Origin of the sequence: Pseudomonas sp. MPDS (assembly GCF_013283895.1) — a bacterium.
Lineage (GTDB): Bacteria > Pseudomonadota > Gammaproteobacteria > Pseudomonadales > Pseudomonadaceae > Aquipseudomonas > Aquipseudomonas rhizophila.
The window spans coordinates 1554029-1578721 of sequence record NZ_CP054128.1 but is presented as its reverse complement, the minus strand read 5'-3'; the positions used below and the strand labels follow the sequence as shown (position 1 = coordinate 1578721).

Genomic DNA, 24693 nt, shown 5'->3' with positions numbered 1-24693 from the left:
GAGTGAGCAGGCTAACTCATGGCGGTACACCGGTCCTGTCGGTACTTGACGCACGAGCAGGCTCGGTCAGGCGAGTGGACTACTGGCGCCGATCGCCGAACGACGACACCCAAACTCTGGTCACGGCCCAGGCGTATGACGTCGCCGGGCGCCTTATCGCCCGATGGGACCCACGTTTCTACGGTACGGACACGGCCAACCTGCGCAACGACTACAACCTCACCGGTCAGCCGCTGCGTACCCGCAGCGTCGATGGCGGATGGCGCCTGGCATTACCGGGCCTGGCGGGTGAAACCTTGCAACGCTGGGATGAACGCGGCAGTCATTGGCGTATTGCCTATGACCCCCAACTGCGTCCGGTGGCTCTGGAGGAAAACAGTCAGGTCGCAGTCGATACCTTCATCTACGCCGATGCCACGGCCGATGCCGATCACAACCTTCGCGGTCGGTTGCTCGAGCAGGTCGACCCCTCGGGTACGTTGCTTCTGGACAGTTATAGCCTGGTCGGCCTGCCGCTCTGTGAGACGCGTATTTTTCACGACAGCAAGGCGTTTACCAGCCGTCGTCTCTTCGGGCCTTCGGGGGCTGTGCTTGAGCAGACCGATGCCGGTGAACACCAGCAACAGTCGCGCTACGATCTGGCCGGGCAGCTCAAGCAGGTGCAGTTGCGACTCAAGGGGCAAACCGACTGGCAGACGGTGTTGCACGATGCCCAATACAATGCCGCCGGGCAAATCATCGAACAGCACGCAGGCAACAGCGTCATCAGCCACTGGAGCTATGACCCGGCCACCGCTCGCCTGCTCAGACAACGTTCACAAAAAGCCCCGGCCACCGCACTGGTGGACTTCGAATATGTCCACGACCCGATGGGCAACATCACCCGCATTCTGGACCATACCTATACGCCTACCCATTTCGCCAACCAACGAGTCGATGGCCATCGTGCCTTCAGCTACGACTCGCTCTATCGGTTGACCAGTGCCAGCGGTTACGACGATGGCCCGCCCTCGGATATACCTGGCCTGCCCCAGCCAACCGACCCCAACAACCGGCTCAACTACCTGCAAACCTATGAATATGACGAGGGCGGCAATCTGACCAAGCTCACCCATGTGCGTGAGGGTGCCGGCTACACCCGGCAGATGTTCATCGACCCGGGCAGCAATCGAGGGGTGCGATACCAGCCTGGAGATCCTGCCCCGTCATTCGACACACTGTTCGATCGCCATGGCAATCTCCTGGCATTGCAGCCTGGGCAGAACCTGCAATGGAACGCTCGGGACCAACTGGAAATGGTCACCCTGATCGACCGCGAAAACGCCGCCAATGACCAGGAACATTACCGCTATAGCCAAGGGACCCGGGTCTACAAACGTCACGAAACCCATACCGCCAAGCGCGACCATTTTCAGGACGTGCGCTATCTCCCGGGCCTGGAGATCCGCACCCGGGACAATGGCGAAGAACTGCACATCATCATCCTCGACACGGGCTTGATCAACGTCCGCTGCTTGCATTGGGTAATGGGCAAGCCGGCAGATATCGACACCGATCAGTTGCGCTACAGCCTGGAGGACCACTCAGGCTCAAACATGATGGAGCTCGATCAGCATGCGCAACTGATCAGTCACGAAGGCTATTACCCGTTCGGCGCCACGGCGTGGCTGATAGCCCGTCCCGGCGTAGAGGTCAGTTACAAGACCGTGCGCTATTCGGGCAAGGAAATGGACATCAGCGGGCTGTATTACTACGGCGCACGTTACTACGCGCCGTGGCTGCAGCGTTGGGTCAGTGCCGACCCGGCAGGGGATGTGGACGGGCTGAACAGGTATGCGTTCGTGGCCAACAATCCACTGCGTTATGTGGATACGGACGGGCAGGCAAAAGCCGAGAGCGTGATCGTGCTTTATTCAGGCTTTCTCTCCGAACTCAGTGGAGAGTCCAGCCAACTGCTCGGGCAGCTTCACAACATCATCCAGCAAAAAGGCGTGTTTAGAAGCCTGATGGGGAATCTGGGGGGAGAGCTGGTCAAAGGCGTCTTCGGCTATGAGACAGGCGTGCTGGGCGGCGAGGTGGTCGACCTGGTGCTGCCTGATGCCCCTTTCACAACCCCCTACACCACCACGGGTGGACTGATCGGTGGCAACGTCGGCGGCGATGTGGCCGGCGAGATCGCCGATCCGTTCGTGAATAGCGCAGGGTTGGTGGGCGCGCTCATACCACAGACCTCAAAAATATCCGTTGAGGCGATCGATCGCAGACTCGGTATCGAGGGTGCGGTTAAAGACATCAAGAACTGGCGGCAGATGAAAGATGAGGTGATCCACCCGGCGCTCAACTCAGTCCTCAACCCCAGTTTTGTGATGAACCGGGTGATGGGTTCGTGGATCCCGATCATCGGCGGCACACTCAATATGTTCGCCCGGGCCATCGAGGGCGAAGACATCAAAAACCGCCTCGACCCCGTCAAGATCGGCAAAATCGAAACGCTGCTCGCCGACTGGAAAACGGCTGTGGAGCAACGCGCTGCCTGGGCCGAAAATGCTTTCGATGCGTTAGGCTCCGATGTCATCTCCCCCGCAGACCTGCTGCCCAACGTTAACTTCATGACGTCCAAGGAAGCCCTGGCACCGATCAGTCGCGCCGCCTTGCGCAAAAGAACCCAAGCCACCCAGGCCAACATCAAGGCCGCACAGCAGGGAATCACCGCTTACAAGGAAATGGGCACGACGGACAATTTGTGGGCGAGTTGGCATGCGCATCCTGTCGGCCATGGCAAGGGCCGCCCGAAATGGATGACCACGTGATCCAGGCAGCTCCGTTCCTCGTTGCATCAAGGTTCAGACTGACACCCCTCTGGAGGCCAGAGCCCCATGAGTACCGTGCATTTGCGCACTCCGGACGTCGTTGCCGTGGATGGCCGTGGCTTGCCTGTGCGGCAAACCACTTACTTGCGCAACCAGGCATCGCCCCCCGCCGTCGCGCTGATATCGCGCAAGCACCACAAGAGCATCGGCCATATCGTCGAGCAGTGGGACCCTCGCCTCTTCGGTCACGCGCCCAAACCCAACCTGACAACGCTGCATAGCCTCACCGGTCAGCCGCTGCATACCGACAGCGTCGATGCCGGATGGCGCCTGATATTACCGGGCCTGGCGGGTGAGTCCCGCGAGCGCTGGGATCAACGCGCCCATCATTGGCGCGTGACTTATGACCATCAGTTGCGCCCGATAGCCCTGGAGGAAAACGGCCGGGCCGAGGTCGACGCCTTCACCTACGCCGATGCCACGGCCGATGCCGATTACAACCTGCGCGGGCAGTTGATTGAGCAGAGCGATCCCTCCGGCACCGTGCAGCTGGACAGTTACGGGTTGACGGGCGAGCCGTTACGCCAGGTCCGCCGTTTTGCCGATGCCATCCCCCACATCTGCGAGCAGACCCTCGACGCCCTTGGCACGCCCGTGAGCAGGACCGACGCCGCTGGCCACCGACATTACTTGCGGCTGGACATCGGCGGGCAACTCAAACAGGTGGACCTGCAACTCAGGGACCAGGACACGCCACAACCCATTCTGCTGGACGCCCGCTACAACGCCGCCGGCCAGATCGAGCGCCAGGATACGGCCAACGGCTTGACCAGCCGCTGGACCTATGACCCGGCCAACGATCAACTGAGCACCCTCAAGACCGGAAAACCCGGACAAGCCCTGCTCCAGAACCTGACGTACTTCCATGACCCCATGGGTAATGTGCTGCGTATCGAAGACCATACCGTCGCCCCCCTGTACTTTGCCAACCAGCGCGTAGACGGTCATCGCGACTTCACCTACGACTCGCTCTACCGTTTGATCAGCGCCAGCGGTTTCGAGGGCGAGACACCTCAGCTGCATCCCGGCTTACCCGAGCCGATCGTCCCCATCGACCCCGGCCACCGTTTCAACTACACCCAGCTGTATGACTACGACACCAGCCACAACCTGACCCGACTGCGCCATGTTCGCGACGGCAACAATCACACCCGGACACTGCGCATCGACCCTCACAGCAACCGAGGCGTGCAGTGGACCGAAGGCGATCCGGAGCCGGATTTCGACGCGCTGTTCGATGCCCATGGCAACCAGCTGTACCTGCAACGCGGCACGCAGTCGCTGGTGTGGGACGCCCGCGACCAGCTCACTAAAGTCACGTTGCTCAAACGCGACAACGGGTTGCTGAACGATGACGAAACCTGCCTCTACAGCCAGGGCGAACGGGTCAGCAAGACCCACACCACCGCCAGCACTCGCCACGAAACGCGATATTTGCCAGGCCTTGAAATCCGCACCAGCAGCCACGGCGAACAACTGCACGTGGTCACCTGTGCATTGGCCCATGGCAGTGTTCGTTGCCTGCATTGGGAAGCCGGCCAGCCAAGCGACATCGAAGCCGACCAATTGCGCTACACCCTCGACGATCATTTGGGTTCCAGCACCTTGGAGCTGGACCGTCACGGCGCCTTGATCAGCCTCGAGCACTACTACCCCTTTGGCGGCACCGCCTGGCACGCCGCTCGTTCCAGAATTGAAGTCGACTACAAGACCCTTCGTTATTCAGGCAAGGAAATGGACAGCAGCGGGCTGTATTACTACGGCGCACGTTACTACGCCCCGTGGTTGCAGCGCTGGGTCAGTGCGGACCCGGCGGGGGATGTGGATGGGTTGAATCTGTATGGATTTGTCGGCAATAACCCGATGACGTTGACCGACTACCAAGGGTTGATACTAGAGACCCCGGCGCAGAGAGACGCTAGAAAAGCGCAGAGCGCAGCCTATTGGCAACGCTGGAAAAACTATAACCGGCTGGACAGGGAGATCAAAAAGTTCACGGACATCATGAAGCTGACTTCACGCAGAGCCAGCGAAGCGCAAACTCAACTGGCCAGCCATCGCTCGGCAACAGCGCACGCCCAGGCCTCTGCGGTACGTGTGGGTAGTCACGTCGGTGCACAGGTTGTCAGCTACGGAACGGGACTCGCGGTAGGCTTCGGCGCCGCGGCGCTGGGCAGCGTGGCGGGACCACCCGGCATCGTCATGGGCGCCGCGCTGGGGTTCGTCACCAGCAAAGCGGTGAGCGTTGGCCTGGATTATGCGCTGGAACGATTGAGCCTGAGCGCAGCGGTCAACTTCAAGAGCCGGAAACTGGACCCTGAAAAAATCGTCAAGAAAGGCGAATACAAGAATCTTGACCTCTTTCACTATGCCAAGGCAAAAGCCCGGGATCTGGCCCACGCCGTCAGCGCGCCCACCCAGAAAAACGTCCTGAAAGCGGGAAAGGAAGTGACCAGCACTGGCACCAAGATCGCGCTGAAAGCGACAGGAACCGTGGCCTCCAGCGAAATAGGAGCCGTGACCAGCATTGTTTTGGGAACCATTGAGATCATTCATGAAATTGGCGCCGCAAGCCATGAACTGACCGAGGAGAAAATCGCTCGGGCAGATGCGCACATCAACGGCATGGTGGAAATATTGAACGCACAAATGGCCCACATCGAGACGCTGTTTGCCGAGGCGGAACTTGACGCAGTCAATACCTACCGACCGCTCAGCAAAGTAATCGGCCAGTCCAGTGGCGACACGCCTCAAAGCCTGAGAAGGGAGATGGAAGCAACCATCGGCCGCTTGAGGAAGACACAAAGCATGCTCCGATAACGCCGGAGCGAGGCGCATCACCGCGGGCAGACGGCATGCTATCGTGCCTGTCCCTGCCCAGTCCTTGAAACAGTCACATGCCGGCAATGCCTCGTCCCTTGCGTCTGTCGTTGTACACCCTGCTGATCCTCAGCGGCGCCATCATTGCCGCAACCCTGGCCGTGCGGCACGCCGAACGCCAGGCACTGGAAGAGGATGCCAGCCGTGCGAACCAGCAACTGGCGTTGTACGCCAACTCCCTGCATACCCTGATCGAGCGCTACCGCGCCCTGCCCGCCGTGCTGGCGCTGGACCCCGAGTTGCGCTCGGCCCTCAAGGGGCCGGTCAGCACCGCGCAACAGGACGCGCTGAATCGCAAACTGGAACAGATCAACGGCGCCGCAAAGTCTTCCACACTGGAATTGCTCGACCACACCGGCCTGGCCGTCGCGGCCAGCAACTGGCGTCTGCCCAGCAGTTATGTCGGACACAATTATGGCTTTCGGCCGTATTTCCTCCAGACCCGCACCCAGGGCACCGGACGGTTTTATGCGGTGGGTGTGACCAGTGGCATTCCGGGCTACTTCCTGTCCAGCGCAGTGACCGACGACAACGGTGAGTTCCTGGGGGCGATGGTCGTGAAGCTGGAGTTTCCCGAGCTGGAACGCGAATGGCGGCAGGGCAGCGACACCCTGCTGGTCAGCGATGCCCGGGGCATCATTTTCATCGCCAACCGAGAGGGCTGGCGTTATCGCCACTTGCAGCCGTTGACCGACAGCGACCACGCCGAGCTCAAGGCCACTCGCCAATACGACAAGCAACCGCTGCAACCCTTGGCCGTCAAGCCGCTGCGACGCTTTGACGACAACAGTCATCTGGCCCGGGTCGAGGCCCCCGACGGTGCCGTGGATTACCTGTGGGAGTCCCTGCCATTGACCACCGAAGGCTGGACGCTGCACTTGCTGCGCCGCCCGCAGATCGCCTTCGAAGACCGTCGCAACGCCGGGCTCGCCGCCGCCGGGCTATGGCTGGCCCTGGTGTTTCTGTTGCTGTTTCTCAACCAGCGCTGGCGCCTGGCAAAGCTGCGCCAGCGCAGTCGTGAAGAACTCGAACGGCTGGTAGAAGAACGTACCCGGGATTTGCGCACCGCCCAGGACGGACTGGTGCAATCGGCCAAACTCGCAGCCCTGGGACAGATGTCGGCGGCCCTGGCCCATGAAATCAACCAGCCGCTGACGGCCCAGCGCATGCAACTGGCAACCCTGCGCCTGTTGCTGGACCATGGCCGGGTCGATGATGCCTACAAAGCCATCAAACCCCTGGACGACATGCTGACCCGCATGGCTGCACTCACCGGCCACCTGAAAACCTTCGCCCGCAAAAGCCCCAGCGGCCTGCGCGAACGCCTCGACCTGGCGGTGGTGGTGGATCAGGCACTGCAACTGCTGGACACACGCCTGCGGGACGAACAGGTCAGTACGGTGCTGCACCTGACCCGCCCGGCGTGGGTGAGTGGCGATGCAATCCGTCTGGAACAGGTGCTGATCAACCTGCTGCGCAACGCGCTCGATGCCATGGCCGGCCAGCCGCTCAAACGCCTGGAAGTGCGCCTGGAAGCCGATGAGCAATTGTGGCGCCTGACGGTCAGTGACAGCGGCACCGGGATCGCCGAGGAACACCTGAGCCAGGTGTTCGATCCGTTCTTCACCACCAAGGCAGTGGGCGACGGCCTGGGTTTGGGCCTGGCGGTTTCCTTTGCAATCATTCATGAATCGGGTGGACGACTGACGGCGGACAACCATGAAAACGGCGCACAGTTCTGCGTGACCTTGCCGATCGATCAGGAGGCGCAGTTGCATGCTTAACCCTTGCACATTGAAAAAGGTCATCGTCGTCGACGACGAGGCCAGCATTCGCAGCGCCGTGGAGCAATGGTTGAGCCTGTCGGGTTTTGAAGTGCAGTTGTTCAGTCGCGCCGAAGAATGCCTGGCGCAATTGCCAGGACATTTCCCGGGGGTGATTGTCAGCGATGTGCGCATGCCCGGGCTCAGCGGCCTGGAGCTGCTGGCCGAAGTGCGCCGACGCGACCCGGACCTGCCGGTGATCCTGTTGACCGGCCACGGCGACGTGCCGATGGCCGTGGAAGCCATGCGCGACGGCGCCTACGATTTCCTGGAGAAACCCTTCACGCCCGAAACCCTGCTCGGCAGCCTGCGCCGGGCGTTGGACAAGCGCACGCTGGTATTGGAGAACCGTCGTCTGCACGAGCAGGCCGACGTCAAGGACAAGCTCGATGGGACACTGCTTGGGGTTTCACGGGCGCTGCAAAACCTGCGTCGCCAGGTGCTGGACCTGGCGACACTGCCGGTCAACGTGTTGATCCGCGGCGAAACCGGCAGCGGCAAGGAGCTGGTCGCCCGTTGCCTGCACGACTTCGGTCCCAGGGCAGACAAACCCTTCGTGGCATTGAACTGTGCGGCCATTCCCGAACCGCTGTTCGAGGCTGAACTGTTCGGCCATGAAAGCGGCGCCTTCACTGGCGCCCAGGGCAAGCGCATCGGCAAGCTCGAATACGCCGACGGCGGCACGCTGTTTCTCGATGAAATCGAGAGCATGCCCCTGGCTCAACAGGTCAAGTTGCTGCGGGTGCTACAGGAACAGAAGCTCGAACGCCTGGGCTCGAACCAGAGCATCCATGTGGACCTGCGCATCATCGCCGCCACCAAGCCCGACCTGCTCGACGAAGCCCGCGCCGGACGTTTTCGCGAAGACCTGGCCTATCGCCTGAACGTCGCCGAGCTACGCCTGCCGCCATTGCGTGAACGGCGCGAGGACATTCCTTTGTTGTTCGATCATTTCACCCACAACGCCGCCGAACGCCTGGGTCGCCCCGCCGTGCCCTTGAGCGGTGCGCAGTTGAGCCATTTGCTCGGCCACGACTGGCCCGGCAATGTGCGTGAACTGGCCAACGTCGCCGAGCGTCACCTGCTGGGACTGGATCAACCCCGCGTCCTCGACACGGAGCCAGGCCAATCCCTAGCCGCCCAGCAGGAAGCCTTCGAAGCTCAATGCCTGCGCGCCGCCTTGACGCGGCACAAGGGCGATGTGAAAGCAGTGCTCGAGGAATTGCAGCTGCCGCGTCGCACCTTCAATGAAAAGATGCAGCGGCATGGGTTGAGTCGGGAGATGTTTTTGTAGGGTTGGCGTTTTTTGTGGCGGCTGAACTGGCCTCATCGCGAGCAGGCTCGCTCCCACAGAAGTGATGTGTACACAGGTCGAAATGTGGGAGCGAGCCTGCTCGCGATAAGGCTGCCCGCTAGCCCGAAATCAAGCCGGCGAGCATTCGTTTCCGGTCGGCCACGTCCAGTGCCCGGTAGGCCTCCAGTAGCATTTCCTCATCAGGCGTCAATGGCGGTTTGGCGATTTGGGCGCGCTCACCGACCAGGACGTACTGCGCGTCCACGCCGATAACCACCAGTTTGGCCACCAGATCGGCCGGGCATTTCTGCCGCCCCGATACCACTTCTTTCAAACGCTGCGGGCTGGATTCACCAGCGGCACGGGATGCCGCGGCCAATGACAACCCACAACGGTCAATCTCCTCGCGCAGACGAACGTGGATATATCCCACCAAATCTATTGACATGGTGTAACTATCCCACCAAAATAATTCGGACAAACAGCAATCATCTTCGCCTCACAGGAGTCACCACCATGGCCCGTACCGACGCTGTACACCCGGGAAGTAACCTCAAATCACGGGAGCAAGCGTGTCGGAGCGTCAGGGCTGGAATCTACTCTGGAAATTTCCTACATGGAACAGAGAAGCATCTGTAGCACAAAAGGAAGTGTCGTAAATATAGCTCGCCTCTAGTCGTGAGACTCTTCCCTCTCGTCACCGACCTTCATCGAAGGCAAGAGCGCTTCAGCAGACGCATTGAATAACGTTGAGTTTTTAGCTTTTTTACTTGAGGTCTGACATGGATTTGAATCAAACGTTTACCCACCGTTGGGCTGCCTTGGGCAAGCTGGCGCTTTTGATGCTGGCGTTCGGCTTATCGTCGCCGGCGACCGCCAATCTGGTGGTTTATCCGATGACCAGCACGATCGGCGCCGAGCAGGATGGCATTGGACAGATCCAGCTGCACTCCAAGTCGGACAAGGTGCAGTACATCAAGGTCAGTGTGGTCCAGATCCAGCGCCCGGGCACGCCGGATGAACACGAAAGCCCAGTGTCTGCGGCCGATACGAAGGGTATCGTCGTGTCGCCACAACGCACGGTACTCGCTCCCGGCGCCAGCCGCACGGTACGGATTATCGCGCAGGCGATGCCCAGCGAGGAAACCGTCTACCGGGTTTATTTCGAGCCAGTGGCCGCTCCACAGGATCTGGCGGCAGAAGACGACGACCCGCAAGGCACGCAACCCAGAATCGGCGTAAACCTGATCTGGGGCGCGCTGGTGCGGCTGCTGCCCGATGACCGTCAAATGAGCGTCGGCTTGCAACAAAGCGGTGACGCGCTACGCAATGACGGCAACGTGCGCATCGGTGTATTGCAGGTCGGACGCTGCACCGACGTCAAGGGCGAAAAAGACTGCCTCTGGAACGATGTCAATCGCAGCTTGTATCCGGGCAGCACGCTCCCTGTCCAGGCATCCGGCACAAGCGGCAACCTGCTCATGCGCTTTGTGACCAGCGACGACAAACGGCCACGCACTTTGGCCGTGCTGCCGTAACCCACTCCCCCCTCACATTTTTCAATCTGAGCCATGTGCCTGCACATGGCTGGGCTCCTGTTCACCCATAGAAAAGAGGAAACACCCCATGAAACTGCTCAAATTCGCCCCGTTGGCACTGGCCGCACTGGTCTCGATGCCCGCCCTGGCGGTTGAGAAAAGCATCCTGGTCTATGCCGATGTCGATCCGACGCTGGAGTTGCTCCAATCCGATGGCAGTGCCCTGCCGCCCTCCATGGAGATGAGCTACCTGCCGGGTGCGGGTCTGCAACCCACCCGTCTGGGCACGCGGGTCTTCAGCAATGACACCGATAAGGACATGACCATCAGGCTGATCACCAGCCCCGTCCTGGCCAACATGACCAACCCGGCTTCCACCGCGGTTCCCCTGTCCGTCACCTTTGGTGGCAGAACGCTGAGCACCACCGGCGTCGCCTTGTCGGCGGCCGACCTGTTCCCCGGTGGCGACCCGACCAGCGGCTCGATCGAGCAGATGCTGGAGATCAAGCAAACCACCGTTGGCGCTATCGCAAACGCTGGCCGCTATGAAGGCATCGTCAGCCTGGTGCTGACTCAGCAACCGTAAACACAACCGTTCCTCCCAAGGGGGTACGGCGTCGTCGTACCCCCTTTCCTGCATCAAGGCCACGTATGAAACGCCACTTCACAGCTATCTCCATCTCCCTTTCATGGGCGCTGGCCGAAGGCGCCTGGGCCGCGACCGACGCCTTGACTCAGGTGCCGGCCGGCTTCGAAGCCTTGGTCGAAGGACAGGTGGAACAGCTCGAACTACAACTGTTCAACCGCAATCTCGGCGTGCACCCGGTGCTGGTCCAGCCCGGCCGGATCGAATTCAAGCAACCTGAGCGCATCGCGGCCCTGCTGGTGGAAGCCGGCGTACTGGCCTCGCCTCAGGAACTGCTGCCATTACTGTCACAGCCCTTGCCCAGCAATAGCCAGCTGGCCTGCTCCTACGGCCTGGCCAGCGAGGCGAGTTGCGGCTATCTCGAAACCGAGGCAGTGGCCGTGATTCTCGATGAGGCCGGGGCCCGTCTCCAGGTCCTGCTGCGCAAGGACTGGCTGCCGACCAACGAGGCCTCGGCCCTGCGGCTGCACACGCCGAGCGAGGCAGAGAATGCCCTCGTCCACCGGCAAAACATCAATATCGCCCAGTCCGACAGTTACCGCGCCCTGGGTGCCAGCGGCCTCGGCGCACTCGGCCTGGGAGAAAACAGTCACCTGGGGTTCACCTGGACCTATCAGGCCAACCAGAACAAGCGCGGCAGTGACAGCAACCTGGAATTCAACAACGCCTACTACCGGCGAGACTTCGACCGTGAACACTACGCACAGGCGGGACGCATGGACATGAGCAACCTGTCCAGCGCCGAAGGCGGCAACTTCAACTTCAGCCTGCTGCCCTTGGGCCGGATCGACGGCGCCCGTGTCGGCACCACCCTGGCCTACCTCAATCGCGACGTCGTCGGACAGGGCACGCCCATCTCCCTGATCCTGACCCAACGCGCCCGCGTCGATGCCTTTCGCGGCGAAGAACTGCTCTCCACTTCTTATCTGGATGCCGGTGTGCAGAACGTCGACACCCGAACCTTCCCCAACGGCAGTTATCCGGTGACCCTGCGGGTGATCGAAAACGGCCAGGTAACCCGTACCGAAACCGTGCCCTTCAGCCGCACCGACGGCAACGGCCTGGGGGATGACACCGTGCAATGGTTTTTACAGGGTGGGCGCACGGCCGAGCATTCCCTGTACGAACAAGATCCCGCCGCCGTGGCCCAGACCGGCCTGCGGGTACCACTGCTCGATAACCTGGCGCTCACCAGCGCGATCACCTGGCTGGACACCGCGTTCTACAACGAAAGCCGCCTGGACTGGGCCGGCACGCTGGGCGCCAGCAGTTGGTCGCTGTCGGCCGCCCTCCTGGAGGGGAACGACGGGGCGAGCGGCAACAGCCAGCAGTTCACGTTCAACCATGGCCTGTCCTGGAATCTCTATCGCTACTCGCTGCGCAGCCCGTCCTGCGAGCACAACCGCCGCACCTACCAGCAGAGTGGCTGCAACGAATCGCTGACGGCCAGCGCATCGCTGCCGTTGGCCGGCGGCGCCCTCACCGCCGGCTATAGCTACAACCGTTATGCCCAGGTGAATCCGTCCTACTACTGGAACACGTTGCCCGGCGAGCCGGACCTGACCGACGAACTGACCACCGCCACCTGGGCCCGCACCCTGCAGGTGGGGTTCTCTCGCGGGCATCGCCTGGGCCAGTTCCACCTCACCCACCGCGTGGGCGCGTTTCGCAATCAGAGCGGCAATCGGCCGACCGACCACGGCCTGTACCTGAGCCTCAGTCTGTCCCATAACGAGCGCTCGACATCCGGTGGCTTCCGGCAGACCAGTGTCGGCCTGGACGCGCGCCGCGAGCAGGCCGCCAGCGACAGCGTCCGGACCAGCCTGGCCCATACCCGTGTCTGGGACAGCGAGCAAGGTCGCAACGAGATGAATACCGGGCTGGGTTACGACGACCTGGGCCGCTGGGACGCCGAACTGGCCGGGCGACTCGAACGTAGCTGGGGCGAAACGAGCCTGGCGATGTCACAGCGCGGCGGTGACCGGCATGATTCACGCCCTGGGCTCAGCGGCAACCACTCTTCCTCACTGGCACTGGGGCGCGAAGGTTTCTTCTGGGGCCCCGGCCAGGGCGGCACAGGCCCTGGCGCCGCCGTCGGCATCGTCGCTGCGCCAATGGAAAACGCCACCGGCGCCGCGGCCAAGGTCAGTGGCGGCTACGGCGCCCAGACCAGCATCGGCTTCGGCGAGAAACGGCTGATTCCGATCAATGGCTTCGAGGTCTCCCAGACTCGCATCAGCGATGCCGATGCCTCGCGCCAGAACCTGAGCTCGGTGAATGTCGGCAACGGCAGCCGCGACTGGTTCCTGCCACCCGGCAAGCTGGCGGTGCAGCGCATCGAGTCCAGCCTCAGCTACACCTACATCGGACGCCTGGTGGACGCCCGGGGACAACCGCTGGCACAGGCGGCCATCCTCAACGCAGCGATGATGGAAACCGCCGAGGACGGCAGCTTCGTCGTCGATCTCAACAAGCCCCCGCAACCGTTGTTCGCCCTGGACCTGAACGGCGTGCATGCCTGCGCCGTGCAGTCGGCCACCGCTCGCAGCAGCTTGCGCCAGGTCGGCACGCTGACCTGCCAGAGCACCACCCTGGACGCTCTGCCCAGAGACCTGCGCGACCCCGACCGACTGGAACGCTGGACCGCGCGCCGCAGCGCCGCGTTATCGTCAGACAAGAGAAACCAGCCATGAATCTGATCTTTCACCGTTGGGCCCGTCGCCTTGGCGCACTGATTGGCGCGTTCGCTGCGCTACCGGCGCTCGGGGACATCCATCCCAGCAACCACTATCAATCCGAGATGCTGCAATTCGACCGCTCGACTCCGCCCGCCGATCATTACATCTGGACGCGGATGACCCATGGCTGGCACGAACAGCCCGTGGCAGGCGCAGGCTATAAGACAATGCATTTTGTCTGTCTGTCCAACACCGATCCAGCAACAGGCCAGTGCCTGACCACCACCGGAGGCAGATATGGCACCACCGAGATAAAGCTGCGTTTCACGGAGAAACGCAGCCGACTGTCCGTGGTTCTGACCGTCAAAGGCAACATTACACGCAGACTCCCGATCCACAGCCCCTGCGGGGTGTGGGGTTCCAGCACCTGGATGCTGACCTCGACATCACATGGCAATTGCGAGGGAGTGGATGCGACGGGTACGGCCTCCACCCTCTGGATTCCTCGGTCAGAACTCGCCAAATTGCCTGCCGGTGGCATCTGGACGGCGCAATTGGTCATGAAGCTCAGGAGGTTCTACTCGCAGCCAATCGGAGACGCCCATATCTACACCGTCGATTTCAAGCTGGACGTGACCGATCACAATAACGTGCAGATCTACCTGCCCGCCCACGGCATCAGCACCCCGCAGGTGGACCTGAACCTGCGCACCCGCCCGTTGATCAATGGCCCCGGAGGTATCGTCTCCGGCCAGGCTGTCGTCGATGCCTGCCTCTACGACGGCTACAACTCCAACAGCCAGCGTTTCGAAATGCGCGTCACCGACAAAAACCCCGTACCCGGCATGGCCGGGCGCTTCTTCGTGAAGCACACCTCCGGGGGGACGGACGAACGTAACCGTATCGAATACCGAGTTCGCACCCGCACCGCCAACCTGGGCGAGACACAGCATGTCTCAGGTCAACCGGTGACCTTTACCGGTATCAACAATGCCGATATCCGCGCCGTGCGCTTGCCCAACGTCCCCTTCCCGGTCGTGTGCACGCCCTGGCCGATCACCCTGGAGACGCCGCAGTTTCGGCAGATCGACAAGAATACCGGGCAATATCGGGGAGAGCTGAACCTGGAGTTCACGCCTTCAACCTCGTCGCCCTGAGCCTTCGGGTGTCGGTACTGGCGCCATCGCGAGCAGGCTCGCTCCCACATTGGACCTGCATACACAGAACCCTGTGGGAGCGAGCCTGCTCGCGATGAGGCCAGCAGCCAAGAATGATGACCTCAAGGATGAGCGGATTCCCGCTCATTCCACAGCAAAAATGAGCGCCAATCCGCTCACCCAGCGTTCAAAACCCCTCTAGACCGGCCTTCTCCCACCTGGCACAGCTCCTGCTATAGCCCTGGCAGGCTGCGTTCCCACGCGCTCCACAAAAACAATTAAACGAAGGATCCTTCAATGGATAACTCCAACGCCCTTCCCCTCGGGTCGGCCGCCGCGCCCGCCCGTGAAAGAACCACTGCCAGCCGGATCAAGTCGATTTTCAGCGGTTCGGTCGGCAACATGGTCGAGTGGTATGACTGGTACGTCTACGCCGCTTTCTCGCTGTACTTCGCCAAAGTATTCTTCCCGGCCGGGTCCTCCACCGCGCAACTGATGAAAACCGCCGCGATCTTCGCCGTGGGCTTCCTGATGCGTCCGATCGGTGGCTGGTTGATGGGCCTGTACGCGGATCGCGCCGGCCGCAAGGCGGCGCTGATGGCCTCGGTGTACCTGATGTGCTTCGGCTCGCTGATCATCGCCCTGAGCCCCGGCTATGAAACCATCGGCGTCGGTGCCCCCATCCTGCTGGTAGTGGCCCGCTTGCTTCAGGGCCTATCGGTGGGCGGTGAATACGGCACCTCGGCAACCTATCTGAGCGAGATGGCCACCAAGGAACGTCGCGGCTTCTTCTCCAGCTTCCAGTACGTGACCCTGATCTCCGGCCAACTCATCGCCCTCGGCGTGCTGATCGTGTTGCAACGGTTCCTCACCACCGAAGAGCTGTATGCCTGGGGCTGGCGCATTCCATTCGCCATCGGCGCGTTGTGCGCGATAGTGGCGTTGTACCTGCGTCGCGGCATGGAAGAAACCGAGTCGTTCACCAAAAAGGAAAAAGCCAAGGAAAGCGCCATGCGCACCTTGATGCGCCATCCAAAAGAGTTGATGACTGTGGTCGGCCTGACCATGGGCGGCACCCTGGCGTTCTACACCTACACCACCTACATGCAGAAATACCTGGTGAACACGGTCGGCATGAGCATTTCCGACTCCACCACCATTTCCGCCGCCACCCTGTTCCTGTTCATGTGCCTGCAACCTTTGATCGGCGGTTTGTCGGACAAGGTCGGTCGGCGGCCGATCCTGATCGCCTTCGGCATCCTGGGGACGCTGTTCACCGTACCGATCCTGACCACCCTGCACACCATCCAGACCTGGTGGGGCGCGTTCTTCCTGATCATGGCGGCGCTGATCATCGTCAGCGGCTACACCTCGATCAACGCCGTGGTCAAAGCCGAGCTGTTCCCCACCGAGATCCGCGCCCTGGGCGTCGGTTTGCCGTACGCCTTGACCGTATCGATCTTCGGCGGCACCGCTGAATACATCGCCCTGTGGTTCAAGAGCATCGGCATGGAAACCGGCTACTACTGGTACGTGACGGCGTGCATCGCCGTGTCGCTGCTGGTCTACATCACCATGAAAGACACCCGCAAGCATTCGCGGATCTTGACCGACTGACCTGCGCACACACAAAAACGAAAGGGGCGAACCTGAATGGGTTCGCCCCTTTTTTTGTGCCTCGTGTCCGAAGATTTATCCGACATTAATCTCTGGTTAATGCCCGCCCTACATCCTCATCCTCACCAAAACGCTGTTCGGGTACGCCGGTGATGACATTTATCGCCGATCAGTAACAACGAGCAACCAATCGATAAATACGATTTGTTTGAGCGTTTTTTTGCGCTTTTTAATCGATTTAACAAGCGTAATATGAATTCCACACCCAAGGCGATCAACGCCAACCACTTCGGAGAACGACCATGAAAACCAAACTGATCCTCGCCCTGACCCTGTCCGTACTGGCCGCCAACACCTTCGCCGCCGATGGCTTCGACCGCACTCAGTCGGCCATTGCCGCTGACGGTTACGACCGCACCGGCGCTGCCACCGTTGCCGCCGACGGCTTCGACCGCACCGGCTCCAACGCTATCGCCGAAGACGGCTTTGACCGCACTGGCTCGAACGCTATCGCTGAAGACGGCTTCGACCGCACCGGCTCCAACGCTATCGCCGAAGACGGCTTCGACCGCACTGGCTCGAACGCTATCGCTGAAGACGGCTTTGACCGCACCGGCTCCAACGCTATCGCCGAAGACGGCTTTGACCGCACCGGCTCCAACGCTATCGCTGAAGACGGCTTCGACCGCACTGGCTCGAACGCTATCGCTGAAGACGGCTTCGACCGCACTGGCTCGAACGCTATCGCTGAAGACGGCTTCGACCGCACTGGCTCGAACGCTATCGCTGAAGACGGCTTTGACCGCACCAACACCGCCTCTCTCAGCTAATCCCAACGAGGCTCTCTCACAGCCCGGCTTCGGCCGGGCTTAGTTGTTTTTGGGGTACAGGAAAACGGTCAGCCTCAAGCCCAACACAAAAGTGGTCTCACTGAAGAACAAATTGTGGGAGCGAGCCTGCTCGCGAAGAGGTCAGCACATTCAACCCCTACGTCCCCTGCTACACCGTCATCGCGAGCAGGCTCGCTCCCACAGGATTGTGTGGCAGACGAAAGTTCCGTGAACCCTGAAGAGCAAATGAGTGAGCAGGCTTGCCAGGTGCTGACAAAAACAGTCGCCCCCTGCACTATCCACAACATCCTCAAAATCCATCCCCAGGACCCTCGCCTCATGCCCGACGACATCCACTACTACGAACCCGCCCACGGCCACGGCCTGCCCCACGACCCGTTCAATGCCATCGTCGGCCCACGCCCCATCGGCTGGATTTCCTCCCAGGACGCCGAAGGGCACCTGAACCTGGCGCCCTACAGTTTTTTCAACGCCTTCAACTACATTCCGCCGATCATCGGCTTCTGCAGCGTCGGGCGCAAAGACAGCCTGAACAACATCGAACAGACCGGCGAATTCGCCTGGAACCTGGCGACACGCCCGTTGGCCGAGCAGATGAACCAGAGCTGCGCCATGGTCGCGCCAAAGGTCAATGAATTCGAACTGGCCGGTTTGACGCCAGCGCCATCACGGGTGATCCAGGTGCCACGCGTGGCGCAAAGCCCGGTGTCCTTCGAATGCAAGGTCACCCAGATCATCCAGTTGCAGCGCGCGGACAAGGCATTGGTGCCCAGTTGGCTGATTCTCGGCGAGGTGGTCGCCGTGCATATCGCCAAATGGTTGTTGAAGGATGGGGTATACGACACCGCCGCCGCCGAGCCGATTTTGCGCGGCGGCGGGCCGGCGGATTATTTCCAGTTGGGTCCCGAGGCGCTGTTCAAGATGCACCGTCCTCAATAGCAGTGCACGACACAGCGTTTATCTGTGGGAGCAAGGCTTGCCCGCGATGAAGACAACGCGGCCTGTCTTTTGAACCGAGGTGACTGCATCGCGGGTAAGCCTTGCTCCCATAACGTTAATCTCGCGGGTTCCAGATCAGCTCGCCCTCATCGCCCACACCCTTGAGATGGGTCAACTCAATGGCCGCCGCCGAGTCGGCATCAGTGGCCGTCTTGAACGTCTGATCTTCAAGCACCTTGTTAAAACGCGGCGCACCGGAACCACCAATGGCTTTGGTGGCAATCGCCGCGTAGTAGCCGCCCTCTTTGGGGACGACCGCGGAAACAGCTTCGAAGGTTTCAAAGGCTTTACGTGCCATATTGCGCATCCTGGCGATGGAAAATGACGCTCATTAAACCTTCAACCCGCCAGTTTGTGTACCTTCGCCAGGCACCCTTCGGTCGCCTGGGCGGCGGACACTTCCCGGAAGGTGTGGAAATCCAGGCTGCTCACCACCAGGTCCTGTACCAGCTCGGCGAAGATCGCCATGGCCGGTGAGTTGAAATAAGCATCCATCGCCTGTTGATTGACCCAGAGCCCGGACACCAGCCACAGATCGGCGTCGCATTGCGATTGCTGCAAGGCAAAATGCAGGCATCCGGGAGCCTGGCGCGAAGGCGTGATCAGCGTACTCAGGCGTGCACCCAATGGCTTGGAGCAACCGGAACGGGCCCGCACAAAGGCCATGTGACTGACGGGGATCTGTGTAGACATGTTCAACCTCCCAGGTAATCCGTTGTGCAGCCCGGGACAGGCTGCGACAGGATCAAAGGTTAAGCGCCACCACGCCAGCCTGGTTAGTCGATTCCTGCCGACCCATTGCACAATCCTGCGCGGGAGCGGGACCCAATCGGTCCTTCATCCGCGAGGATCCGGGAAAGTTGAAACAAAAGGTTTCAAGCAAGTTTTTGTCACATTAAGCCATGGTGAATCGATGCACCGTGCAGGATCAGGCAAGCTTTCGACAGGATGTGGCTACCACTGCAACTTGCACAAACATAAGCTCTGCTCATCGCTCCCCCTTTCCCGAGGATTCCGGCATGTCGCCGCTTGACCACGCCCACGTCCCGCTGGACACGTATCTGGAACAACAGCGCGCCGAACTGGCGTCGATCATCGCCCGCAATACCAGTGAAGACGGCAACTACGCCACGGCCATCGACTCGCTGAATCTGTCGCGCCACAGTCAAGCCCATCAATTCGCACCGGTGCTGGCGCGACCGGCGCTGTGCATCATGGCCCAGGGCAGCAAGCAGGTGCGCCTGGCGGATGAGTTGTTCAACTACGATCCGCTCCATTACCTGGTGGTCTCGGTCTCGATGCCCCTGAGTGGTTGCATCGCCAGCGTCTCGCCCGATCAGCCGATCCTGGCCCTGCGCCTGGACATCGATCCGGCGGAAATCACCGCGCTGATTGCCGACGCAGGCCCCCTCGGCGTACCGACGCGCCCCACCGGTCGCGGCCTGTATGTAGAACGCTTGGACACGCCGATGCTCGACGCCGTGTTGCGCCTGACGCGCTTGCTCGACAGCCCGAAAGACATCGCCATGCTCGCGCCCCTGGTGCGCCGGGAGATTCTGTACCGCCTGCTGCGCAGCCCTCAGGGCTATCGGCTGTACGAAATCGCCATTACCAACAGTCAGAGCCATCGCATCAGCCAGGCGATCAAATGGCTCAATGGCCATTTCGAGCAACCGTTGCGCATCGATGACCTGGCCCGGGAAGTGAACCTCAGCGTCTCGACCCTGCATCACCGCTTCAAGGCCATGACGGCCATGAGCCCGCTGCAATACCAGAAACAACTGCGCCTTCAGGAAGCCCGGCGACTGATGCTGGCCGAAGGGCTGGAAGCTTCGGCGGCGGGGTATCGGGTGGGGTATGAAAGCCCTTCGCAGTTCAGCCGCGAGTACAGCCGCCTGTTCGGCGCGCCGCCGCTGCGGGATCTGGCGCGGTTGCGGATGACCGTCTGAGCTGATTTTTGGGTTGGCTGTGCCGGCCTCATCGCGAGCAGGCTCGCTCCCACAAGGGCTCTGTGTTGAACACAAATTCTCCGTTCACCCAGATCAACTGTGGGAGCGAGCCTGCTCGCGATGGGGCCAGTAAAGACAGCCCACTTCTAGCATTCAAACCGCCCGCACCACATGTTTGATCTCCTGAAACGCCGCCAGCCCCCAAGGCCCCAACTCGCGGCCCATGCTGCTCTGCTTGTAACCGCCCCACGCCGCCTGGGGAAAGATCACTTGGGGGGCGTTGATCCACACCAGTCCCGCCTGCAGTGCATTGGCCACCTGTTCGGCAACTTCGGTATCGCGACTGACGACACTGGCCACCAGGCCGAAACGGCTGTCATTGGCCAGGGCAATCGCTTGCTCCAGGGAGGTGAAACGGCGCACACACAGCACCGGCCCGAAGATTTCTTCGCACCACAGCTCGCTGTCCACAGGCACGTCGGTGAAGACTGTCGGCTGTAGAAAATAGCCGCGCGGCAAATGCGCGGGGCGTTGTCCGCCGCACACCAGCGTCGCCCCGGCGCTCAAGCCCCGGTCGATATGCCCAAGCACCCGCTGGTATTGCGCCTGGTTGACCAGCGCGCCCATCTCCACGTCAGGGTCAAACGGATCAGCCACGCGAATCGCTTCGGCGCGAGTCTTGAGCCGTTGCAGGAACTCGTCGGCCAGCTCATCGGCGACCAGCACGCGACTGGTGGCCGAGCACATTTGTCCGGCGTTGAAGAAACCGCCACCACAGGCCAGCTCCACCGCCAGCTCCAGATCAGCGTCGGCCAGCACCAGCAGCGACGACTTGCCACCCAGCTCCAGGCTGACGCCCTTCACCGTTTCCGCCGCCCGTTGCATCACCTGCACCCCCACCGCATTGCTGCCGGTAAAGGAAATCTTCGCCACGCGCGGATCTGTCGCCAGCGGCGCGCCCACGGCCAGCCCCGTGCCGCAGATCAGGTTGAACACGCCGTGGGGTAAGCCGCACTCGGCGATGATCGACGCCAGTTCCAACTCCGGCAGCGGTGTCACCTCCGAAGGTTTGAGCACCACACAACAGCCGGCAGCCAAGGCCGGGGCGAGCTTCCAGGCGGTGGTGACCATCGGGAAATTCCACGGCACGATCAAGCCCACCACACCGCAGGGTTCGCGGCGCAGGCGTGCCCTGAAGTCATCGCTGGGCAATGCCAGTGGGCTGTCCTGCCGAGCGTCCAGCCCTTCGGCCAGTTCGGCGTAATACTCGAAGGTGGCGACCACGTCGTCGACATCGATGGCCGCTTCGAACAGGGGTTTGCCGTTATTGCTCGATTGCAGGTGCATCAAGCGCTCACGAGCGGCCCGCACGCCGACGGCGATACGGCGCAGAAGCGCCCCGCGCTCGGCGCCGGTGGTGTTCGACCATTGCGCCAAAGCCTGGGTCGCCGCGTTCAAGGCCTGATCGACGGCGCGCTCATCGCCGCCATTGACCGTGGTCAGCAGCGCCTCGGTGACCGGGTTGATCACCCGCAAATGCTGATCGCCCGATGACCATTGGCCGTTGATGTACAGGCCGTCCTGGGTGGTGGGGAAACTCATTGGGCCACCCCCAGCATCCAGCGCGCCTGATCGATTTCGATCAGGGTCGGGCCCTGGCGGTCGTGGGCCTCCAGCAATGCGGCGCGCAATGGCGCCACGCCGTCGACCGCCTGTGCAAAGCAGCCCAGGGCCTTGGCCACGCCAATGAAATCCGGGGTGTAGATGTCCACGCCCACCGGTTCAATGGCGCGGTTGACCATGTATTTCTTGATCTCTTCGTAACCCTGGTTATTCCACAGCAGCACGATCACTGGCACGCCTGCTTCCACGGCGCTGGCCAGCTCCGGCAGGGTGAACTGCAAGCCGCCATCACCGATCAGGCACACCACGGGCGGGCGCCCCTTACCCGAATCGATGCCGCCGAGCCAGGCGCCGATGGCCGCCGGCAAGGCATAGCCGAGGGTGCCGTAGCCGGTGGACGCATTGAACCAGCGACGTGGATGTTCCGGGTTGAAGGTCAGGTTGCCGGTGTACACCGGTTGTGTGGAGTCACCGACGAATACCGCGTCGGGCAAGGCCTGCAAAACCGTGTCGATGAACAAGGTCTGCGCGCGGGTCGCGACGTCCCAGTCCCGGTCCAGATCCGCCCGTAACCGCGCGGCACGCACCTGGCCCCAATCGCTGTTGCGCTGGGTCAGGGATTGTTGCTTCAACCCATCGAGCAAGGCCTGGCTGGCGCTGCGGGCATCGGCCACCAGCGCCAGGTGCGGCGGGTAGTTGCGCACGGTCTGGTCCGGGTCGATGTCGATGCGCAGCAATGCACCGGGGATTTCGAAGCCGCCGGCGAAGGTGATGTCGTAGTCGGTCTCGGCCAACTCCGTGCCGATGGCCAGCACCACGTCGGCCTCGGCCACCAGTGCTCGGGTGGCCACCAGGCTTTGCGTGGAACCGATCAGCAGAGGATGACGCGACGGCAACAAGCCTTTGGCGTTGATGGTCAATGCCACGGGGGCGCCGAGGCATTCAGCCAGTTCGGTCAGTTCGCGGGCGGCATCAATGGCGCCGCCACCGGCCAGGATCAGCGGCCGGCGGGCCTTCGCCAGCATCGCCGACATCTGCGCCACGGCACTCGGCGCGGCCCCGGCACGGCTGATGTTCACTGGCCTTGTGGCGAGCAAGGCATCGGCGTCTTCGACCAGAACGTCCAACGGAATTTCAATGTGCACCGGCCGCGGGCGACCGGCCTGGAACAAGGCGAAAGCCCGGGCCAGCACTCCCGGCAACTCGGCGGCGGACATCAGCGTGTGGGAAAACGCCGCCACGCCACTCACCAACGCGCTCTGGTTCGGCAGTTCATGGAGTTTGCCGCGCCCGCCGCCCAACTGGCTGCGGGACTGCACGCTGGAGATCACCAGCATCGGGATCGAATCGGCGTAGGCCTGGCCCATGGCGGTGGTGATGTTGGTCATGCCGGGGCCGGTGATGATGAAGCACACACCGGGCTTGCCGCTGACGCGGGCGTAACCATCGGCCATGAAGCCGGCGCCCTGTTCGTGACGCGGCGTCACATGGCGGATGCTGGAACGGGCCAGCCCACGATACAACTCGACGGTGTGCACGCCGGGAATCCCGAACACCTGCTCCACGCCATAACCTTCGAGTAACTTGACCAATACTTCGCCGCACGTCGCCATTGCCACTGACCTTCTTGTTTTCGGGGAATGGCGTTATTGGAACGGCCAGGCCATAGCCGCAACAATGGATAAAAAGTCATACTAGCCATGTCCCTACATCATGGCTCGATTCCAAATGAAACGACTTCCTCCGCTCCCGGCGCTGCACACGTTTCTGATCACCGCCCAGTGCTGCAACTTCACCCGGGCGGCGGAACAGTTGCACATCACCCAGGGCGCGGTGAGCCGGCAGATCGCCGGGCTGGAGGAGCATTTGGGTTACGCGCTGTTCCTGCGTCAGGCACGGGGCCTGAGCCTGACGCCGCAGGGACAGGCGTGGTTGCCACGGGCGCAACAGGTGTTCGGCCTGATCGCGGAAGCGGTGGAGCAGATCGGCGAGAAACGCCAGAGCGTGCGACTCAAGGCGCCGACCTGCGTGCTGCGCTGGCTGATGCCGCGTTTGCTGCAATGGCAAAAGGTACGACCGGACATACCGGTGGAGTTGACCACCACCGTCCGCCACGGCGTGGATTTCCAGCGCGAAACCTTCGACGCCGCGGTGGTCTATGGGCCGCCGCCCGCGCCTTCATTGACGAGCCTGCACTTGTTCGACGAACAACTGACACCGGTGTGTTCGCGTCCACTGCTTGAAGGTCCGGTGCCGCTGCGCTCACCCGCCGACCTGCAACACCATCTGCTGCTTCATCCCACCAGTGACGAGCGCGACTGGAACGCTTGGCTGGAGGCTGCGCAGGTGCAACTGAGCAACGTCAGCAAAGGCCAGCATTTCGAAACCCTGGACCTGGCGATGTCCCTGGCCTCCCAAAGCACGGGCGTGGCGATTGGCGACTGGTCGCTGATCGGCGACGACCTGAACGCCGGGCGACTGGTGATGCCCTTCGAACTGAAGGTCAGGACCGGGTTGGCCTATCACCTGGTGTATCCGCGCAAGCCCGGAGCGTCGGAGCAGTTGCAGGCGCTGATGGAGTGGTTGGTGGAGCAGGCGCAGACGCGCTAGCTGTTTCACCGCAAGCCCCCTGTGGCGAGGGGATTTATCCCCGCTGGACTGCGCAGCAGGCCCCAAGCAATCGAACATGATCAGCCTGACATACCGAGGCGCCAGTTTTGGGGTCGCTTCGCAACCCAGCGGGGATAAATCCCCTCGCCACAGATCAG

The 24693-nt window shown here is 61.8% G+C and carries 18 protein-coding genes; 13 read left to right on the top strand and 5 right to left on the bottom strand.

Annotated features, from left to right (window positions below):
• Positions 1 to 2: 2 nt before the first annotated feature.
• The 4 genes from HQ912_RS06840 (at position 3) to HQ912_RS06825 (ending at position 8867) form a co-directional block, all read left to right on the top strand.
• The gene (locus HQ912_RS06840; protein ID WP_173406602.1) at positions 3 to 2810 is read left to right on the top strand and encodes an RHS repeat domain-containing protein; all 2808 of its coding nucleotides are present in this window, start codon (positions 3 to 5) and stop codon (positions 2808 to 2810) included.
• Between the two features lie 66 nt (positions 2811 to 2876).
• Positions 2877 to 5690 (top strand): RHS repeat-associated core domain-containing protein, encoded by a 2814-nt coding sequence (locus tag HQ912_RS06835; RefSeq protein ID WP_173406601.1) that lies wholly within the window; start codon positions 2877 to 2879, stop codon positions 5688 to 5690.
• A gap of 77 nt (positions 5691 to 5767) precedes the next feature.
• Entirely contained in the window at positions 5768 to 7534 is a 1767-nt protein-coding gene (locus HQ912_RS06830; protein WP_076383664.1) for an ATP-binding protein, read from the top strand.
• Positions 7527 to 8867, top strand: coding sequence for a sigma-54-dependent transcriptional regulator (locus HQ912_RS06825; RefSeq protein ID WP_076383663.1), 1341 nt, complete (start codon positions 7527 to 7529; stop codon positions 8865 to 8867). The genes HQ912_RS06830 and HQ912_RS06825 overlap by 8 nt, the downstream gene beginning before the upstream one ends.
• A 118-nt stretch (positions 8868 to 8985) precedes the next feature.
• On the opposite strand, the gene HQ912_RS06820 is transcribed toward HQ912_RS06825, so the two are convergent.
• The gene (locus tag HQ912_RS06820) at positions 8986 to 9315 is read right to left on the bottom strand and encodes a hypothetical protein (protein ID WP_155417167.1); all 330 of its coding nucleotides are present in this window, start codon (positions 9313 to 9315) and stop codon (positions 8986 to 8988) included.
• 334 nt (positions 9316 to 9649) lie between these two features.
• Between HQ912_RS06820 and HQ912_RS06815 the strand changes: the two genes are divergently transcribed.
• The 7 genes from HQ912_RS06815 (at position 9650) to HQ912_RS06785 (ending at position 18293) form a co-directional block, all read left to right on the top strand.
• Positions 9650 to 10405 (top strand): fimbrial protein TcfA, encoded by a 756-nt coding sequence (locus HQ912_RS06815; RefSeq protein WP_076383662.1) that lies wholly within the window; start codon positions 9650 to 9652, stop codon positions 10403 to 10405.
• Between the two features lie 88 nt (positions 10406 to 10493).
• Entirely contained in the window at positions 10494 to 10991 is a 498-nt protein-coding gene (locus tag HQ912_RS06810; protein ID WP_047227118.1) for a CS1 type fimbrial major subunit, read from the top strand.
• A gap of 65 nt (positions 10992 to 11056) precedes the next feature.
• Positions 11057 to 13744, top strand: a complete 2688-nt coding sequence (locus HQ912_RS06805) for a TcfC E-set like domain-containing protein (RefSeq protein WP_047227119.1) — start codon at positions 11057 to 11059, stop codon at positions 13742 to 13744.
• Positions 13741 to 14886 (top strand): CfaE/CblD family pilus tip adhesin, encoded by a 1146-nt coding sequence (locus HQ912_RS06800; RefSeq protein WP_107321948.1) that lies wholly within the window; start codon positions 13741 to 13743, stop codon positions 14884 to 14886. Before HQ912_RS06805 ends, HQ912_RS06800 begins: the two co-directional genes overlap by 4 nt.
• 297 nt (positions 14887 to 15183) lie before the next feature.
• Positions 15184 to 16503: an MFS transporter gene (locus tag HQ912_RS06795; protein ID WP_047227120.1), complete on the top strand. Its 1320-nt coding sequence runs from the start codon at positions 15184 to 15186 to the stop codon at positions 16501 to 16503.
• Positions 16504 to 16805: 302 nt separating this feature from the next.
• The gene (locus HQ912_RS06790; protein ID WP_173406600.1) at positions 16806 to 17333 is read left to right on the top strand and encodes a heme utilization protein; all 528 of its coding nucleotides are present in this window, start codon (positions 16806 to 16808) and stop codon (positions 17331 to 17333) included.
• 339 nt (positions 17334 to 17672) lie between these two features.
• On the top strand, positions 17673 to 18293 hold the full coding sequence (locus HQ912_RS06785) for a flavin reductase family protein (protein WP_047230387.1): 621 nt from the start codon (positions 17673 to 17675) through the stop codon (positions 18291 to 18293).
• 115 nt (positions 18294 to 18408) lie between these two features.
• Here HQ912_RS06785 and HQ912_RS06780 read toward each other — a convergent pair whose 3' ends face one another.
• Positions 18409 to 18651, bottom strand: coding sequence for a hypothetical protein (locus HQ912_RS06780; protein ID WP_160893300.1), 243 nt, complete (start codon positions 18649 to 18651; stop codon positions 18409 to 18411).
• A gap of 41 nt (positions 18652 to 18692) precedes the next feature.
• Complete coding sequence (locus HQ912_RS06775) at positions 18693 to 19046, bottom strand: putative quinol monooxygenase (RefSeq protein WP_047230389.1); 354 nt, start codon at positions 19044 to 19046, stop codon at positions 18693 to 18695.
• A gap of 326 nt (positions 19047 to 19372) precedes the next feature.
• On the opposite strand from HQ912_RS06775, the gene HQ912_RS06770 reads away from it, so the two are divergent.
• Complete coding sequence (locus HQ912_RS06770) at positions 19373 to 20302, top strand: AraC family transcriptional regulator (protein ID WP_047230390.1); 930 nt, start codon at positions 19373 to 19375, stop codon at positions 20300 to 20302.
• Between the two features lie 153 nt (positions 20303 to 20455).
• Here the strand turns inward: HQ912_RS06770 and HQ912_RS06765 are convergent, their stop codons facing one another.
• Both HQ912_RS06765 and HQ912_RS06760 read right to left on the bottom strand, forming a co-directional pair.
• Positions 20456 to 21904 (bottom strand): aldehyde dehydrogenase family protein, encoded by a 1449-nt coding sequence (locus tag HQ912_RS06765; protein WP_173406599.1) that lies wholly within the window; start codon positions 21902 to 21904, stop codon positions 20456 to 20458.
• Positions 21901 to 23538 carry a 5-guanidino-2-oxopentanoate decarboxylase gene (locus tag HQ912_RS06760; RefSeq protein WP_047230392.1) on the bottom strand — a complete coding sequence of 546 codons (1638 nt, stop codon included), beginning with the start codon at positions 23536 to 23538 and terminating at the stop codon, positions 21901 to 21903. The genes HQ912_RS06765 and HQ912_RS06760 overlap by 4 nt, the downstream gene beginning before the upstream one ends.
• A 115-nt stretch (positions 23539 to 23653) precedes the next feature.
• Between HQ912_RS06760 and HQ912_RS06755 the strand changes: the two genes are divergently transcribed.
• Positions 23654 to 24535, top strand: coding sequence for a LysR substrate-binding domain-containing protein (locus HQ912_RS06755; RefSeq protein WP_076383655.1), 882 nt, complete (start codon positions 23654 to 23656; stop codon positions 24533 to 24535).
• Positions 24536 to 24693 lie beyond the last annotated feature (158 nt).

Coding starts and splice junctions, on each gene's coding strand:
- HQ912_RS06835 (WP_173406601.1), top strand. CDS start 2,877: ATGAGTACCGTGCATTTGCGCACTCCGGACGTCGTTGCCGTGGATGGC.
- HQ912_RS06830 (WP_076383664.1), top strand. CDS start 5,768: ATGCCGGCAATGCCTCGTCCCTTGCGTCTGTCGTTGTACACCCTGCTG.
- HQ912_RS06825 (WP_076383663.1), top strand. CDS start 7,527: ATGCTTAACCCTTGCACATTGAAAAAGGTCATCGTCGTCGACGACGAG.
- HQ912_RS06820 (WP_155417167.1), bottom strand. CDS start 9,315: ATGTCAATAGATTTGGTGGGATATATCCACGTTCGTCTGCGCGAGGAG.
- HQ912_RS06815 (WP_076383662.1), top strand. CDS start 9,650: ATGGATTTGAATCAAACGTTTACCCACCGTTGGGCTGCCTTGGGCAAG.
- HQ912_RS06810 (WP_047227118.1), top strand. CDS start 10,494: ATGAAACTGCTCAAATTCGCCCCGTTGGCACTGGCCGCACTGGTCTCG.
- HQ912_RS06805 (WP_047227119.1), top strand. CDS start 11,057: ATGAAACGCCACTTCACAGCTATCTCCATCTCCCTTTCATGGGCGCTG.
- HQ912_RS06800 (WP_107321948.1), top strand. CDS start 13,741: ATGAATCTGATCTTTCACCGTTGGGCCCGTCGCCTTGGCGCACTGATT.
- HQ912_RS06795 (WP_047227120.1), top strand. CDS start 15,184: ATGGATAACTCCAACGCCCTTCCCCTCGGGTCGGCCGCCGCGCCCGCC.
- HQ912_RS06790 (WP_173406600.1), top strand. CDS start 16,806: ATGAAAACCAAACTGATCCTCGCCCTGACCCTGTCCGTACTGGCCGCC.
- HQ912_RS06785 (WP_047230387.1), top strand. CDS start 17,673: ATGCCCGACGACATCCACTACTACGAACCCGCCCACGGCCACGGCCTG.
- HQ912_RS06780 (WP_160893300.1), bottom strand. CDS start 18,651: ATGGCACGTAAAGCCTTTGAAACCTTCGAAGCTGTTTCCGCGGTCGTC.
- HQ912_RS06775 (WP_047230389.1), bottom strand. CDS start 19,046: ATGTCTACACAGATCCCCGTCAGTCACATGGCCTTTGTGCGGGCCCGT.
- HQ912_RS06770 (WP_047230390.1), top strand. CDS start 19,373: ATGTCGCCGCTTGACCACGCCCACGTCCCGCTGGACACGTATCTGGAA.
- HQ912_RS06765 (WP_173406599.1), bottom strand. CDS start 21,904: ATGAGTTTCCCCACCACCCAGGACGGCCTGTACATCAACGGCCAATGG.
- HQ912_RS06760 (WP_047230392.1), bottom strand. CDS start 23,538: ATGGCGACGTGCGGCGAAGTATTGGTCAAGTTACTCGAAGGTTATGGC.
- HQ912_RS06755 (WP_076383655.1), top strand. CDS start 23,654: ATGAAACGACTTCCTCCGCTCCCGGCGCTGCACACGTTTCTGATCACC.